Raw genomic sequence first — 14,276 nt, forward strand, 5'->3', positions numbered from 1 at the left:
AGATGCAATCCGGGTGAGGGGGCTCTCCGCGAGTCCAACTCTCACCGTCCCCGCGGAGACTCCCCCTCACCCCACCCTCTCCCCGCAAGCGGGGCGAGGGAGTGCACGGTCCTTCCGGCCCTTACTACCCCACGATCCCCGCTGCGACCTGGCCGCGCAGGCGCTCCAGGCCGTGCAACGTCTCCGCGCAGGCGGTCGCGACCTCGACGCCCTTGATCGCAAAGTGCTTGCGGAAGAAATCGTAGTGCACCTCGGTCTCGTGGAATTGCTGCGGCGTCAGCACGGCCGAGAACACCGGCACCTCCGTGCGCAGCTGCACGTCCATCAGCGCCTTGATCACGGTGTCGGCGACGAATTCGTGGCGGTAGATGCCGCCGTCGACGACGAGACCAGCCGCGACGATCGCGGTGTAGCGCCGCGTCTTGGCGAGGACCTGCGCGTGCAGCGGGATCTCGAACGAGCCCGGCACCTCGAACACGTCGACATGGGTGAGGTGGCGGGCTTCTGCCTCCTTCATGAAGGCGATGCGGGCTTCCGCGACCACGTCGCGGTGCCAGCAGGCCTGCACGAAGGCCACCCGCTGCGGCTTCGCGAAGCGCGGATGCGCAGGGGCCGGATCCACGGGAACCGGCGGCGGCGTTTGGGACGTTTCGGTTTGGGGGTCTTGCAGCATCTGATTCATGGCTTTCCTCGGTTTAAGGACCAGAATCAGGGCACACGGAACGACAAACAGCCGCATCGTCTCGATGCGTCTGCCAGCGACCGTTCTCTTTCATCCGGACTTTAACCGTCGGCTTCGGAGTTGCACCGAATCTGCTGACCCTTCCGTTCGGGATAAACCCTTGCGGAAGGCGCTCGCGGGCTTGGGCCTGTCGACCCTTACCGCCGGTGGGGACTTTCACCCCGCCCTGAGAACATCGGCCGTCCGGGATGAACGGCCTATCAGGAAATATGCCGCCGCCGGGCAGTCGCGGCAAGCGTGTTCCGCATGGGCCAAGCGCATGGTCCCATGCCGCGGCGGCGGTTCGGCCCTCGCCCCACGGAATTTGCGGCGAGCTTTTTTGCCGAATCCGATTCCGGTTTGTTCTCGTCCGTTAAGAATTGTGGCGGAGATGAGCTGTGGACGAACGAGTCCTGGCTTGTGGACGGACTCGCGACCCCGTTGCGCAGATTCCGCAAATCACATCACTTGATCCGCGACAGGCCCGCGCTGATCCGAGGATCGCAACAGCGACTCCGAGGGGATTGCAAAGGCTGATCCGAGGGACGCCGCAGCGACGTTTTAGGGAGTGCGCGCCGGGCCCAACCGCGTGCGTATCAAAGACAACAAGAAGGCAAGAGGTCGAGACGGCATGTCCCTGCTCGAAGGCACTATCGATTCCAGAAACCATCCGCTCGCGGTGGTCGAGGACATCGCCGCCAGCAACAACTGGCCGTTCGAACGCTCCGGCGAGGACGAGCTCACGATTGTCTCCAAGGGACAATGGACCGACTACCAGCTCTCCTTTACCTGGATGGGCGAGATCGAGGCGCTGCATCTGGCCTGCGCCTTCGACATGAAGATTCCGCCCGCGCGCCGCGGCGAGGTGCAGCGGCTCGTCGCCGCCGTCAACGAGCAGCTGTGGGTCGGCCATTTCGACCTGTGGACCACCACCGGCATGGTGATGCACCGCCAGGCCCTGGTGCTGCCGGGCGGCCTTACCGCCTCGCCCGCGCAATGCGAGGTCATGCTCGCCGGCGCCATTCATGCCTGCGAGCGCTACTTCCCGGCGTTCCAGTTCGTGGTGTGGGCCGGCAAGAGCACGGCGGAGGCGATGGACGCGGCGATGTTCGATACGGTGGGGGAGGCGTAGGGCCTTCCCAAGGCGCAAGGGCGGCAGCTCGCTCCCTACGTCATCCCGGACAAGCGCGCCCAAAGCGCGCGCCGATCCGGGATCCATACCGCGTGATGGCCACTTGTGGCACGCGGCTTGTTGCCGACACCTCGATCCACTAGAACCGCCTGTGGTTATGTGACGAGCAATCGCTCGCGCAGGGATCCCCGCCCCCCGTGCGCAATTGCGCACTAGGCGGGGATGACAGCAAACACGTGGCAACGGCGATGGCAAACAACCCTCTTCAAAACATCACCGGCACCATCCTGCTCGCCGGCGCCGGCAAGATGGGCGGCGCGATGCTGACCGGATGGCTTTCGGGCGGGCTCGATCCGCGCCGCGTCGCGGTGATCGAGCCGCACATTGCGCCCGAGATCTCCGCGCTGGCCGCCAAGGGCGTCGTGCTCAATCCTGATGTGAAGACCGCAGGCGCTGTCGAGACGCTGGTCGTGGCGGTGAAGCCGCAGATGTTCCGCGAGGCCGGCGCCAAGCTGAAGCCGTTCGTCTCGGACAAGACGTCGGTGGTCTCGATCATGGCAGGCACCACGATCGCCTTGCTCCAAGAGGTCTGTGGCGGCGCCGTGGTGCGCGCGATGCCGAACACGCCGGCAGCGATCGGCCGCGGCATCACCGTCGCTGTTGCCGCGAACAACGTCAGCGCCGCGCAGCGCGCGGTGGCGGATGCGCTGCTGCGCGCCACCGGCTCGGTCGAATGGGTCGAGGATGAAGGATTGATGGACGCGGTCACCGCCGTGTCCGGCTCGGGCCCGGCCTATGTGTTCCTGCTCGCCGAAGAGCTCGCCCGCGCCGGCGTCGAAGCGGGATTGCCGGAGGCGCTGGCGACCAAGCTCGCCCGCGAGACCGTCGCCGGCTCCGGCGAGCTGCTGCACCAGTCGGAGCTGCCGTCCAGCGCCCTGCGCCAGAACGTCACCTCGCCCGGCGGCACCACGGCCGCCGCGCTCAGTGTGCTGATGGGCGAGCCGGGCCTGCGCGAACTCATGATCCGCGCCATCGCCGCGGCCACGCAGCGGTCGAAGGAATTGGCGAAGTAGACGGATCAGAGCGCTTCGGCGGCCGAATGCGCGGCGATCCCGGTCGTTGCCGATAGGGAGAGCAATCGTGAACCTCTACGCGAAACTTCTCGAACGACAGGCCGAGCGGCGCCCCATCAAAATCGGACTGATCGGGGCGGGCAAGTTCGGCGCAATGTATCTCCATCAAGTCCTGCGTACGCCGGGCGTCCATCTCGTTGGAATTGCTGACCTGTCCCCATCGCGTGCCCGCGAAAACCTGTACCGGGTGGGGTGGCGCCCGGAGCAGTTCGCCGCGACCTCACTCGGGGATGCTCTCAAGTACGGCACGACCTTCCTGACCGACGATTGGGAAGCGCTTGTGAAGTGCGAAGGCATCGAGGTGATCGCAGAGTGCACCGGCAATCCTGTCGCGGCGGTCGAGCACTGCCTCGGCGCCTTTTCTGCAGGCAAGGCCGTCATCAACGTGACCGTCGAAGCCGACGCCTTCTGCGGACCGATCCTCGCGCAGAGAGCCAGGCAGGCCGGCCTGATCTACAGCCTGGCCTATGGCGATCAGCCGGCTCTCGCTTGCGACCTCGTAGATTGGGCGAGGGCCTGCGGTTTTCCCGTCGTGGCAGCGGGCCGTGGCCACAAATGGCTGCCGCATTACCGGGAATCGACGCCCGAAACGGTCTGGGATCACTGGGGATTGTCTGCAGAGCAAGCTGCGCGCGGGGGCATGAATCCAAAAATGTTCAACGCGTTCCTCGACGGCTCCAAGCCTGCGATTGAATCTGCCGCGATCGCGAACGCAACCGGCCTGGAGGCGCCCTCGCATGGCCTTGCATTCCCACCGGGATCGGTCGACGACATCCCCACGCTGATGCGCCCCCGTTCGGAGGGCGGCATCCTGGAATCCAAGGGCCAGGTCGAGGTCGTATCCTGCCTGACGGCCGAAGGCAGGCCCATCCCCAACGACATCCGCAAGGGCGTGTGGGTCTGTTTCGAAGGCGACAGCGATTACATCCGCAACTGTTTCCAGGAATACAGCGTCGTCACCGATCCGAGCGGTCGTTACATGAGCTCCTACAAGAAGTGGCATCTCATAGGGCTGGAGCTTGGAATTTCAGTTGCCTCGATCGCTCTGCGCAATGAGGCGACAGGCGTCGCCACGACGTTCAACGCCGATGTTGCTGCCACAGCCAAGAAGGACTTGCGCGAGGGAGACATGCTCGACGGAGAAGGCGGCTACACCGTCTTCGGCAAACTGACGCCCGCCAGCACCTCCCTTGAAAAGCGCTATCTGCCACTCGGGCTTGCGCACAATGTGCGATTGACCAAGGCGGTAGCCAAAGACACGTGCATCACCTGGGCGGATGTGGCGATTGACGAGAGGCTGTCTGCCGTGCGTCTCCGCAGGGAGCAGGAAACGTCGTATTCGTCTCCAAAAGCGCGGAAGGTGGATTAGGCGAAATCCACAGCCGCGTTAAGCCCCGAGCCGCTTGTTGAACATCTCGACATTGACGAGCCCGCGGGCGTGGCGGCCTTCGCCGAGCTTGCGCGGGCCCTCGAATGCCTCAACCTCGAAGCGAATGACGCGGCGCTCGACCGCGACCACCTTTGCAGTGGTCCGCACGGTCGCACCGACGAGCGCGGCGGCAAGATGGCGGATGTCGACCTCGGTACCGACAGTGACCCAGCCCGGCTGAAGCGCTGAGCGGATCGCATCACCCGATGCCATCTCCATCTCCAGGATCATCATCGGCGTCGCGTAGACAAAAGGCATGCCTGACACGAAATGCCCGACGGTGCGCTCCACCGGGACCACCAGCGTGCGCTCGGCGCTCATGCCTGTTGTGATGAAGTCGCGTGCGTCCATGGACCCCTTACACTCAGTGTCGTCCCGGACAAGCGCGCCTTAAGCGCGCGCAGATCCGGGACCCATTACCACAGGATCAAGTTTGGCGAAGGCTCGGAGTTACCAGCTGGCCCAATACCACTCCCTGTGGTTATGGGTCCCGCCTTCGCGGGGACGACAGCGGTGAATGCAGAACCGTCGACCGCTACTTCTTCGCCGCCGCCGCACGCTCCACGAAGGTCTTGCCGCCCTTCATCTTGTGACGGAGCGGGGCTTCGTTGATCTGGATGACGACGGCATCGGCATCGACGCCGAGATTCTTCACCAGCGCCTGGGTGATGTCGCGCATCATGCCGGCCTTCTGCTCGTCGGTACGGCCTTCGGCCATGCTGATGGTGATCTCAGGCATTGTTCTCTCCCTGCTGCTGTCGTCATGGCCGGGCTTGTCCCGGCCATCCACGTTCTCTTCTATCAAACAAGACGTGGATGCCCGGGACAAGCCCGGGCATGACGCGGCCTGCGAATAGCTAGCCCCACTTCACGTCATGGCGGCCCAGGACCTCGCGCACTTTTGCGACGAGATCGGCTTCGCTGCACGAGAACTGCGCCGGCCGGGTCTCGCGCCATTCCTGGTTGGAGGCGATCGCAGCGGCCGCCTTGGCGCCCTCGATCAGGTCCTTGACCTGCACTTCGCCGCGCGCCTTTTCATCCGAGCCCTGGATGATGACGCAAGGTGAGTTGCGGCGATCGGCATATTTGAGCTGGTTGCCCATGTTCTTCGGGTTGCCCAGATAGAGCTCGGCGCGGATGCCCGCGGTACGCAAGCTCGCGACCATCTTCTGGTAGTCGGCCACGCGGTCGCGGTCGAACACGGTGACGACGACCGGGCCGAATTCGGGCCGCGTGTCGAGCTTGCCGAGCAGCGTCAGCGCGGCCTGCAGCCGCGATACGCCAATCGAGAAGCCGGTTGCCGGCACCGGCTCGCCGCGGAAGCGCGAGACGAGGCCGTCATAACGCCCGCCGCCACCGACCGAGCCGAAGCGCACCGGGCGGCCCTTCTCGTCCTTGGTATCGAGCAGGAGTTCGACCTCGTAGACGGGACCGGTGTAATATTCGAGGCCGCGCACGACCGAGGGATCGATCTTGATACGATCCGCACCATAGCCCGAGGCCGTGACCAGTTTTGCAATCTCTTCCAGCTCGCTGACGCCGGCCTGACCGACTTCGCTCTTGGCGAGATAGGTTTCTGCCGCGGCAATTGCTTCTCTCCAATCCTCGCGCGGCTTGGTGATGGCGAGAACAACATCGGCTTCCGCCGCACTCAAATTGGCGCCTTTGGTGAAGTCGCCCTTGCCTTCCTCCCCGCCATCCCAGCGTCCGGGACCGAGCAGCTTGCGCACTTCATCGGCGGAAAACTTGTCGAGCTTGTCGATCGCGCGCAGAACGGTCAGTCGGCGCGCCGCATTGTCCTCACCAGCGAGGCCAATGGCTTCCAGAACGCCGTCGAGCACCTTGCGGTTGTTCACCTTCACCACGTACTGGCCGCGCGCGATGCCGAGCGCCTCCATCGTGTCCGCCGCCATCATGCAGATCTCGGCGTCCGCCGCCGGCGTCGCCGAGCCGACGGTGTCGGCATCGAACTGCATGAACTGGCGGAAGCGGCCGGGGCCGGGCTTCTCGTTGCGGAAGACGTAGCCAACGCGGTAGCTGCGATAGGGCAGCACCAGACCGTCGGTGCCGTAGCGCTCACCGACGTAGCGGGCCAGCGGCGCAGTGAGATCGTAGCGCAGGCTGATCCATTGCTCGTCGTCGTCCTGGAACGAGAACACGCCCTCGTTGGGGCGATCCTGGTCGGGCAGGAATTTGCCGAGCGCGTCGGTGTATTCCATCGCCGGCGTTTCCACCGGCTCGAAACCGTAGAGTTCGTAGACGGCGCGGATCTTTTCGACCATCTCGCGCGTCGCCCGGATCGCGGCAGGGTCGCGATCCTCGAGCCCGCGCGGCAGGCGCGCCTTCAGTTTCTGGGGTTTTTTGGGTTTCTCGGCCATGCGGGCGTTTACCAGCCGCGGCGCGGGGCGGCAACTGCCCTACGGCTGCTCGATTCGCGCCCGGAGCGCGTCCGCGTCGGCCTTCGGCAGCGATTTCAGCGTCGGCTTGATGGTCTCGCCGCCGACGATCTTGCCGTTGCGCATGAACATCCAGTCCGAGATGTCGGCCTCCGCGAACTTGACCTTATCGCCGGCTCGCTTGCCCGGCAGATCGCGCGGCTCGTTGGCGAAGACGCCGGTCAAGGTCCCGTCGGGCAGCTTCTTCACCTCACCGATCCAGATGTGCTCCCCGCCCTTGCGGGTCGTAAAGCGCACCTTCAAAGCGTGACCAGACTCGGACGGCTTGGGCGATTCATAGGAGGCCCAGAAGGTCGGCAGCGAGCCGCGGGCGCGAGCGATCGCGGTGTTCATCTCGGGATCGCCGGTGCGCACATCGACGATCGGCGAGCGGTCTTGCGCAGCAACCTCGTGCGTCGGGCCGACGGTCAGGATGCCGAAAACGCAAACGCCGGTGATGGCGGCGAGAACGACCCATTTCATGGGTTGGGAGAGCTTTGTTGCCATGATCGCGATGTCCGGGACGCTTGTTGTGTCCTGGCTTTGTCGCACGTCGGCAGCAGCACGTTCAGTGCGCAATAAGCCACAAACGTTGCGCTTTTTACCCTCCCCTGGAGGGGGCCCGGGACGAGCGTAGCTCGCCCGTGGTCGGCTCGCATCTGAGCGTAGCGAAGATGAGAGACGGGATGGGGTGAGGGTCTCCACATCGAACACTGCCCGTGTTGAGAGATCACCCCACCCCGCTCGCGCTGCGCGCGATCGACCCACGGGCGAGCTACGCTCGTCCCGGACCCCTCCAGGGGAGGGTGATCAAAACACCTTGCGGATCCAGTCGTGGGGATCGTTGGTGCGGCCGTACTGGATGTCGACGAGCTGCTTGCGCAGGCCCATGGCGACGGGGCCGGCGGCGCCGCCCGAGATGTCGAAATCGCCGCTGACCGAGCGCACCTTGCCGATCGGCGAGATCACCGCGGCGGTGCCGCAGGCGAAGGCTTCCTTCAGCCTGCCTGAGGCCGCGTCCTTGCGCCACTGCTCGAGCGTATAGGGTTCTTCGCGCACCGTCTTGCCGGCGTCGCGGGCGAGCGTGATAATGGAGTCGCGGGTGATGCCGGGCAGGATGGTGCCGAGCGGCGGCGTCGACAGCGAGCCGTCGTCGAACACGAAGAACACGTTCATGCCGCCGAGCTCCTCGATGTAGCGGCGCTCGACCGCGTCAAGGAAGACGACCTGGTCGCAGCCGTGCTGGATCGCCTCGGCCTGGGCGCGCAGACTCGCGGCGTAATTGCCGCCGCATTTGACCGCGCCGGTGCCGCCGATCGCGGCGCGCGTGTAGTTCTCCGACACCCAGATCGAGACCGGCGCGGGCCCGCCCTTGAAGTAGGAGCCGACCGGCGAGGCGATCACCGCAAAGATGTATTCGGACGACGGCTTGACGCCGAGGAAGGTCTCGCTCGCGATCATGAACGGACGCAGGTAAAGGCTGCCCTCGCCGCCCGGCATCCAGGCGCGGTCGATGCGCACGACCTGCTCGACCGCCTCGATGAAGACGTCTTCGGGCAGCTGCGCCATCGCCATGCGATCGGCCGAGTCCTTGAAGCGGCGCGCATTGGCGTCGGGACGGAACAGGTTCACCCCGCCATCGTCGCGCTTGTAGGCCTTCAGGCCTTCGAAGATCTCCTGGGCGTAGTGCAGGACCGCGCCGGCGGGATCGAGCTGGAAGTTGGCGCGCGCCTCGATTTTCGCCTCGTACCAGCCGCCCTTGGCCTGGTTGTAGCGGACGATTGCCATGTGATCGGTGAAGACCCGCCCGAAGCCGGGATCCACCAGCTTGGCGACGCGGTCCTTCTCGGGCGTCGGATTGGATGCGGGCTGGATGTCGAATGTCATGCTCATGTCCTTGCCTCCCGCTGCCGGTGGCGGCGCTGTTTCTCGCGCCCGCCTGCCCGTTCGGGCCCGGCTGGCTTGATTGGTTTCTGGCCGGACCGCCGCCAGCCATGTTACGGCCGGTTTCCGCAGCCAGCATGTCATCGAGGACATGCTTTTGCGGAAGGCGGAAGTCCAGTATGTTTTGCCGAAATGCCGCTCGACAATCGCACGGTAGATCTGCTTCGGCCGTCGCCGCCTGTCCGGCTCTCTCCGGCCGTCCTGCTCCGATGCCACCCGGCGCGAAACGATCTAAAATTTCGTGCGGGTCGATCGTTTTGTAACATTGAACCCAAGATACGTCAATATGCCTGACATAAATTTCGCGACTCCTTCTCAAGACGCTGCCGCGCCCCGGCCGGCCGCAGGCGATGGAGGCAATTTGCGCTGGGATATCATCGAGCTGCTGTTCTTCGCCTATCGCGATTTCGTCGGCGATCCCGACCAGGAGCTGGAGGCGTTCGGCTTCGGCCGGGCCCATCACCGGGTCATGCATTTCGTCTACCGCTATCCCGGGCTCAAGGTCGCCGACCTGCTCGACGTCCTGCGCATCACCAAACAGTCGCTCGGCCGGGTGCTGAAGCAGCTCCTGGACGAGGGTTATATCGTGCAGAAGACCGGCGACAACGATCGTCGCCAGCGCCTGCTCTACGCGACGCCGAAGGGCGAGGCGCTGGTGCAGAAGCTCGCCGGGCTGCAGACCACGCGGATCACCAGGGCGCTCGCGGAGATGGGTCCGCAGGACGCCGAGACGGTCAAGCGATTCCTGCGCGCGATGATCGACCGCGACGACCCGGACAAGGTGCTGGAGACGATCTTCGCTTCCGTCAAACAAGACGCCAAGGAGTGACCGTGCCGCTCGCTGCCACGCTCGCCCGCCCGCCGGTGCAACCGGCCGACGATGCCCCGCATCTCTTGCTGGTCGACGACGACCGCCGCATCCGCGACCTGCTCTCGCGCTTTCTTGCAAGTGAAGGCTACCGCGTCACCACCGCGGCGAGCGCCGGCGATGCGCGCTCGAAGCTGATGGGCCTGCATTTCGATCTCCTGATCCTCGACGTCATGATGCCCGGCGAGACCGGCTTCGACCTCGCCCGCTTCATCCGCACCTCGTCGTCGGTGCCGATCGTGATGCTGACGGCGCGCCACGAGGCGGAAGCCCGCATCGAGGGCCTGCAGATCGGCGCCGACGATTACGTCGCAAAACCGTTCGAACCGCGCGAGCTGGCGCTGCGCATCAACAACATCCTCAAGCGCGCCGCGCCGCCGCCGCAGGCCACGACGATCGAGAAGATCGCCTTCGGCCCCTATGTCTACCATCTCGAACGCGGCGAATTGCGCCAGGGCGAGGAGGTCATCCACCTCACCGACCGCGAGCGCGAGATGCTGCGGATTCTCGCGGAGACGCCGGGCGAGACCGTGCCGCGCAGCGCGCTGACCGGCAATGGCACCGTCAACGAGCGCGCCGTCGACGTGCAGATCAACCGCCTCCGGCGCAAGATCGAGACCGATCCCGCCAATCCGCTGTTCCTGCAGGCGGTGCGCGGCATCGGCTACCGCCTGGTGGCCTCGCCCTGAACCGCAGTGAAGCGCGCCAGATGAGCACGATCGATACCGGCCTGACGCTGCTGAAGAGCGCCGCCGGCCGCGTCTCGGCCGCCAACGGCTGGATGGGCAACGCGTTCAAGGGCTGGATGCCGACCGGCCTCTACGCCCGCGCGCTCCTCATCATGATCGTGCCGATGGTGATCCTGCAATCGGTCGTCGCTTTCGTGTTCATGGAGCGGCACTGGAACACGGTGACGCGCCGCCTGTCGGCCGCAGTGGTTCAGGACATCGCCGCACTGATCGACGTCTACAAGGGCTATCCGCAAGATAAGGACCGCAACGAGATCCGCCGCATCGCGCAGCAGCGGCTCGGCCTCGTCGTCGATTTCCTGCCTGCCGGCGACATGCCGCCGCCGGGACCAAAACCGTTCTTCTCGCTGCTCGACCAGACGCTGTCGGTGCAGCTCGGCCGCCAGATCGGCCGCTCGTTCTGGATCGACACGGTCGGCCGCTCCAACCTGGTCGAGATCCGCATCCAGCTCGACGACGCCGTGATGCGCGTGTTCGCGCAGCGCAGCGCCGCCTATGCCTCGAACTCGGAGATCTTCCTGTTCTGGATGGTCGGCACGTCCTCGATCCTGTTGATCGTCGCGGTGCTGTTCCTGCGCAACCAGATCAAGCCGATCCTGCGCCTCGCCGATGCCGCCGAGAGTTTCGGCAAGGGCCGCGAGGCCCCGAATTTCCGCCCCCGCGGCGCGCGCGAGGTGCGGCGCGCGGCCGTCGCCTTCCTGGAGATGAAATCGCGCATCGAGCGCACGATGGAGCAGCGCACCGCGATGCTCGCCGGCGTCAGCCACGATCTGCGCACCATCCTGACCCGCTTCAAGCTCGAGCTGGCACTGATCGGCGACAGTCCCGAGCTCGAGGGCATGCGCAAGGACGTCGACGAGATGTCGATGATGCTGGAGGATTACCTCGCGTTTGCCCGCGGCGATTCCGGCGAACAGTCGCAGCCGACCGACATGGCGCAGGCACTCGAGGAGCTGCGCAGCGATGCCGAACGTCACGGCCATACCGCGACCGTCGCCTTCAACGGCCTGCCCGTGGTGACGGTGAAGCCGGCCTCGTTCAAGCGCTGCCTCGCCAACCTCGTCACCAACGCGGCGCGCTACGGCAAGAACATCGCCATCACCGGCCAGCGCGATCACCGTTATTTGACCGTCACCGTCGATGACGACGGCCCGGGCATTCCCGCGCACTTGCGCGAAGAGGTGTTCAAGCCGTTCCTGCGGCTGGACAACGCCCGCAACCAGGACGAAGGCGGCACCGGCCTGGGGCTCGCGATCGCCCGCGACATCGCCCGCTCCCATGGCGGTGACATCACGCTCGGTGACAGCCCGATGGGAGGATTGAGGGCGAGCGTGCGGATACCGGTGTAGGTGGGGTCTTCCCTTCTCCCCTTGCGGGAGAAGGTGGCGCGAAGCGCCGGATGAGGGGTATCTCTCCGCGCGTCCAAGCCTCATTGAATTCGCGGAGAGAAACCCCTCACCCGTCTCGCCGCTTTGCGGCGATCCACCCTCTCCCACAAGGGGAGAGGGAAAGAGTACACCTACTTCGGCAGCAGCGCCTTCAGCTTGTCCATGTCGCGCGTGTTCATCTTGAAGCCGCCGGGCATGACGATGTCACCGGGCTTCTGATCCGGCTTGCAGGCCCCGAGCCACTTGGCTTGCAGCGTCGTGGTGCTGTCGCGCCCCGCCGCACCGGCAACGCCGCCTTTTGCGTGCGAAGTGGTCTTCACCGTGTAGGCCGAGTTGAAGTCTCCGGTGATCTCGGCATGCGAGGTCGTGCTGACGCCGGCGACGCTGCACTCGGAATCGCTGACATAGCCGGTCGCGGTCTTCTTGATCTCCTGCTTGGCGCAGATCTGCTTGGCCATCGGGGAGACGTTGTTGCTCATCTCCTTGTCGACGGTCTCGTCGGTGCAGTGCTGCATGGTCATCTCGGGCACGGGCGAGCCTGATGTGACCAGCTTCATCTCCCAAAGACCGGCCTTGCGCAGGGGCAGTTCGTCGGCGCCGGCACTGCCTGCCGACAATGCGAGGCAAAGCGTCGAGCCGAGCAAAGCGAGTTTGCGCGTCATGAGGGAAGCTCCCGGCTGAGAGAAGTGCGGCGCTACGACAGCGCCTCAGTACAGTGTGCGGATCGGCCGGTCGGCGGCGCCATAGGGCACCCAGCGGCAGGAGAACGAGATGTAGCCGCCCTCATAGCCCTGCACGGCCAGGAATTTCGCCACCTTGCCGTAGCGGGCGCAATGATCGACCGCGACCTGGCGCGCATCGACCCGGGTCGCCATCGAATAGGCGATGATGCCGCCGGTGTCGTTGCCCTTGAACGGCGGCACGTAATCGGCGCGCGCCGACTGGCTCGCCATCATGCCTGAGACAACCAGGCTGGCAAGAAGGCCCGCGGCCGCAATGATTCGCATTCCCGTCACTCCAATTGGCTGGCGCCAGTTTACGGTGCCGCGACGCACGTGAAAAGAACCGAACCCCTGTTGGCCGCGACACTTGGTCAAGTCCTTGCGAAGTGTTGCCGCGCTGCACTTGACCTCCTCCAACCTTCGCGGCACCGTCCGGCCTTCGCAAGACCTTAGCTGCCCGGATTGATCATGCGCGCCCCCTTCGAGAAATCGCTCCGTTTCGCCGCCGTGCTCGGCCTCATGTTCGGAGCATTGTCACTCGGCGAGGCCAGGGCCGCCAATCCGCTGGAGCTGAATTTCTGGCTGAGCGGGCCGCGCTATGACGGCGCCGTCGCCCCTTGCGACTGGGCTCTGCCGAGGATCGTGCACGAATTCGCCGAAAAGGAATCCAAGTTCTGGAATTCTTCGTTGCAGATCACCGGCTTCTCCGCCGTTCGCGAAACCGCGTTCCGGCCCTGGCAGTCCGACAACATTCCGCGCCGCTATTGCACCGGCGAGGCCATGCTCAATGACGGCAAGCCGCGCAAGGTGCATTTCTCGATCATCGAGGATGGCGGCTTTGCCTCCTACGGCAACGGTGTCGAATGGTGCGTCGTCGGCGTCGACCGCAACTGGGCCTACAATCCGGCGTGCCGCGCCGCCAAGCCCTGATTCCAGCAGCGGCTGGCTGGGCTGATCAGCCGGCCGACGACAGCTCCAATTTTGTTCTTGAAATGTTCCCATCGCCTGCTAGGCTGTGTGCACAGTCTAGTTGAGGGGCGTCGCCATGTTTTACTCCAGATTGCGTTCGTTGTCCCGTTTGATGATCTCGCTCACTCTTGCTGCGGGGTTGGCTAGCCTCGCCGGCGGTGCGAAGGCACAGGACAAGCGGCAGAACGCCCCGGGCGAGTTCGATTTCTATGTGCTGGCGCTGTCGTGGTCGCCCTCGTTCTGCGAGGAAGCAGCCGAACGCGGCGGCCGGTCCCAGATGCAATGCGGCGGACGGCCCTACGCCTTCGTGGTACATGGGCTGTGGCCGCAATACGAGAACGGTTTTCCGGAGTATTGCCAGCGCCCGGCGCCGCGGCTGAACCGCAACATCGTCTCCTCGATGCTCGATTTGATGCCGGCGCCGGGCCTGATCTTCAACGAATGGGACAAGCACGGCACCTGCTCCGGGCTGGAGGGCCGCGGCTATTTCGAGATGATCCGCAAGGCGCGCGCTGCGATCAAGATCCCGCCCGAATATCTCGATCTGGCGCAGGCCAAGACCGTCGCGCCGGCGGAGGTCGAGGAGGCCTTCATCAAGGCCAATCCGGGTCTCAGCAATGCCGCCGTCTCGGTCACCTGCAACCGGACACGGCTGTCCGAGGTCCGCATCTGCCTCAGCAAGGACCTGCAATTTCGCGCCTGCGACGAGATCGAGCGCCGCGCCTGCCGCCGCGACCAGGTGACGATGCCGCCGATCAGGGGCGGGTAGCTCAGTCATTGCGAGCG

16 protein-coding genes and 1 riboswitch are annotated in these 14,276 nt (G+C 65.2%); of the genes, 8 read left to right on the forward strand and 8 right to left on the reverse strand.

All coding sequences use genetic code 11. From position 1 onward, the window contains the following. Positions 1–124: 124 nt before the first annotated feature. Positions 125–682 (reverse strand): 6,7-dimethyl-8-ribityllumazine synthase, encoded by a 558-nt coding sequence (locus XF30_RS35760; RefSeq protein ID WP_036027167.1) that lies wholly within the window; start codon positions 680–682, stop codon positions 125–127. Between the two features lie 78 nt (positions 683–760). Then, positions 761–920: riboswitch (FMN riboswitch) on the reverse strand. 432 nt (positions 921–1,352) lie between these two features. Between XF30_RS35760 and XF30_RS35765 the strand changes: the two genes are divergently transcribed. The 3 genes from XF30_RS35765 (at position 1,353) to XF30_RS35775 (ending at position 4,355) form a co-directional block, all read left to right on the forward strand. Further along, positions 1,353–1,853, forward strand: a complete 501-nt coding sequence (locus XF30_RS35765; protein WP_036009392.1) for a type III secretion system chaperone family protein — start codon at positions 1,353–1,355, stop codon at positions 1,851–1,853. 248 nt (positions 1,854–2,101) lie between these two features. Beyond that, a complete protein-coding gene (gene proC, locus XF30_RS35770; protein ID WP_109145982.1) occupies positions 2,102–2,926 on the forward strand; it encodes a pyrroline-5-carboxylate reductase in 825 nt (274 codons plus the stop codon). A gap of 67 nt (positions 2,927–2,993) precedes the next feature. Further along, entirely contained in the window at positions 2,994–4,355 is a 1,362-nt protein-coding gene (locus XF30_RS35775) for an NAD(P)H-dependent oxidoreductase (RefSeq protein ID WP_109145315.1), read from the forward strand. An 18-nt stretch (positions 4,356–4,373) separates the two neighbouring features. On the opposite strand, the gene XF30_RS35780 is transcribed toward XF30_RS35775, so the two are convergent. From XF30_RS35780 to XF30_RS35800, 5 genes are all read right to left on the reverse strand, one after another. Continuing rightward, on the reverse strand, positions 4,374–4,766 hold the full coding sequence (locus XF30_RS35780) for a thioesterase family protein (RefSeq protein ID WP_036009365.1): 393 nt from the start codon (positions 4,764–4,766) through the stop codon (positions 4,374–4,376). Positions 4,767–4,950: 184 nt separating this feature from the next. Next, entirely contained in the window at positions 4,951–5,205 is a 255-nt protein-coding gene (locus XF30_RS35785; protein WP_275498569.1) for a tautomerase family protein, read from the reverse strand. Positions 5,206–5,272: 67 nt separating this feature from the next. After that, positions 5,273–6,793 carry a histidine--tRNA ligase gene (gene hisS, locus XF30_RS35790; RefSeq protein WP_036009357.1) on the reverse strand — a complete coding sequence of 507 codons (1,521 nt, stop codon included), beginning with the start codon at positions 6,791–6,793 and terminating at the stop codon, positions 5,273–5,275. Positions 6,794–6,832: 39 nt separating this feature from the next. After that, positions 6,833–7,357 (reverse strand): YegJ family protein, encoded by a 525-nt coding sequence (locus XF30_RS35795; RefSeq protein WP_109145316.1) that lies wholly within the window; start codon positions 7,355–7,357, stop codon positions 6,833–6,835. 303 nt (positions 7,358–7,660) lie between these two features. Further along, the gene (locus XF30_RS35800) at positions 7,661–8,743 is read right to left on the reverse strand and encodes a branched-chain amino acid aminotransferase (RefSeq protein ID WP_109145317.1); all 1,083 of its coding nucleotides are present in this window, start codon (positions 8,741–8,743) and stop codon (positions 7,661–7,663) included. Between the two features lie 337 nt (positions 8,744–9,080). Between XF30_RS35800 and XF30_RS35805 the strand changes: the two genes are divergently transcribed. From XF30_RS35805 to XF30_RS35815, 3 genes are read left to right on the forward strand one after another with little or no spacing between them, the layout of a single operon-like run. Further along, the gene (locus XF30_RS35805; protein ID WP_057027673.1) at positions 9,081–9,623 is read left to right on the forward strand and encodes a MarR family winged helix-turn-helix transcriptional regulator; all 543 of its coding nucleotides are present in this window, start codon (positions 9,081–9,083) and stop codon (positions 9,621–9,623) included. Continuing rightward, positions 9,620–10,351, forward strand: coding sequence for a response regulator (locus tag XF30_RS35810; protein WP_057027672.1), 732 nt, complete (start codon positions 9,620–9,622; stop codon positions 10,349–10,351). Before XF30_RS35805 ends, XF30_RS35810 begins: the two co-directional genes overlap by 4 nt. 20 nt (positions 10,352–10,371) lie before the next feature. Further along, positions 10,372–11,760, forward strand: coding sequence for an ATP-binding protein (locus tag XF30_RS35815; RefSeq protein WP_025033840.1), 1,389 nt, complete (start codon positions 10,372–10,374; stop codon positions 11,758–11,760). Between the two features lie 170 nt (positions 11,761–11,930). On the opposite strand, the gene XF30_RS35820 is transcribed toward XF30_RS35815, so the two are convergent. Together XF30_RS35820 and XF30_RS35825 are read right to left on the reverse strand one after the other, a co-directional pair. Further along, on the reverse strand, positions 11,931–12,461 hold the full coding sequence (locus XF30_RS35820) for a DUF3617 domain-containing protein (RefSeq protein ID WP_109145319.1): 531 nt from the start codon (positions 12,459–12,461) through the stop codon (positions 11,931–11,933). Between the two features lie 45 nt (positions 12,462–12,506). Next, on the reverse strand, positions 12,507–12,806 hold the full coding sequence (locus XF30_RS35825) for a hypothetical protein (protein WP_036027125.1): 300 nt from the start codon (positions 12,804–12,806) through the stop codon (positions 12,507–12,509). Between the two features lie 183 nt (positions 12,807–12,989). Between XF30_RS35825 and XF30_RS35830 the strand changes: the two genes are divergently transcribed. Beyond that, positions 12,990–13,451 (forward strand): hypothetical protein, encoded by a 462-nt coding sequence (locus XF30_RS35830; protein WP_036027123.1) that lies wholly within the window; start codon positions 12,990–12,992, stop codon positions 13,449–13,451. Between the two features lie 115 nt (positions 13,452–13,566). After that, the gene (locus XF30_RS35835) at positions 13,567–14,259 is read left to right on the forward strand and encodes a ribonuclease T2 family protein (RefSeq protein WP_036009339.1); all 693 of its coding nucleotides are present in this window, start codon (positions 13,567–13,569) and stop codon (positions 14,257–14,259) included. The last annotated feature ends 17 nt before the right edge of the window (positions 14,260–14,276 follow it).

Origin of the sequence: Bradyrhizobium sp. SUTN9-2 (assembly GCF_003122645.1) — a bacterium.
GTDB lineage: Bacteria > Pseudomonadota > Alphaproteobacteria > Rhizobiales > Xanthobacteraceae > Bradyrhizobium > Bradyrhizobium yuanmingense.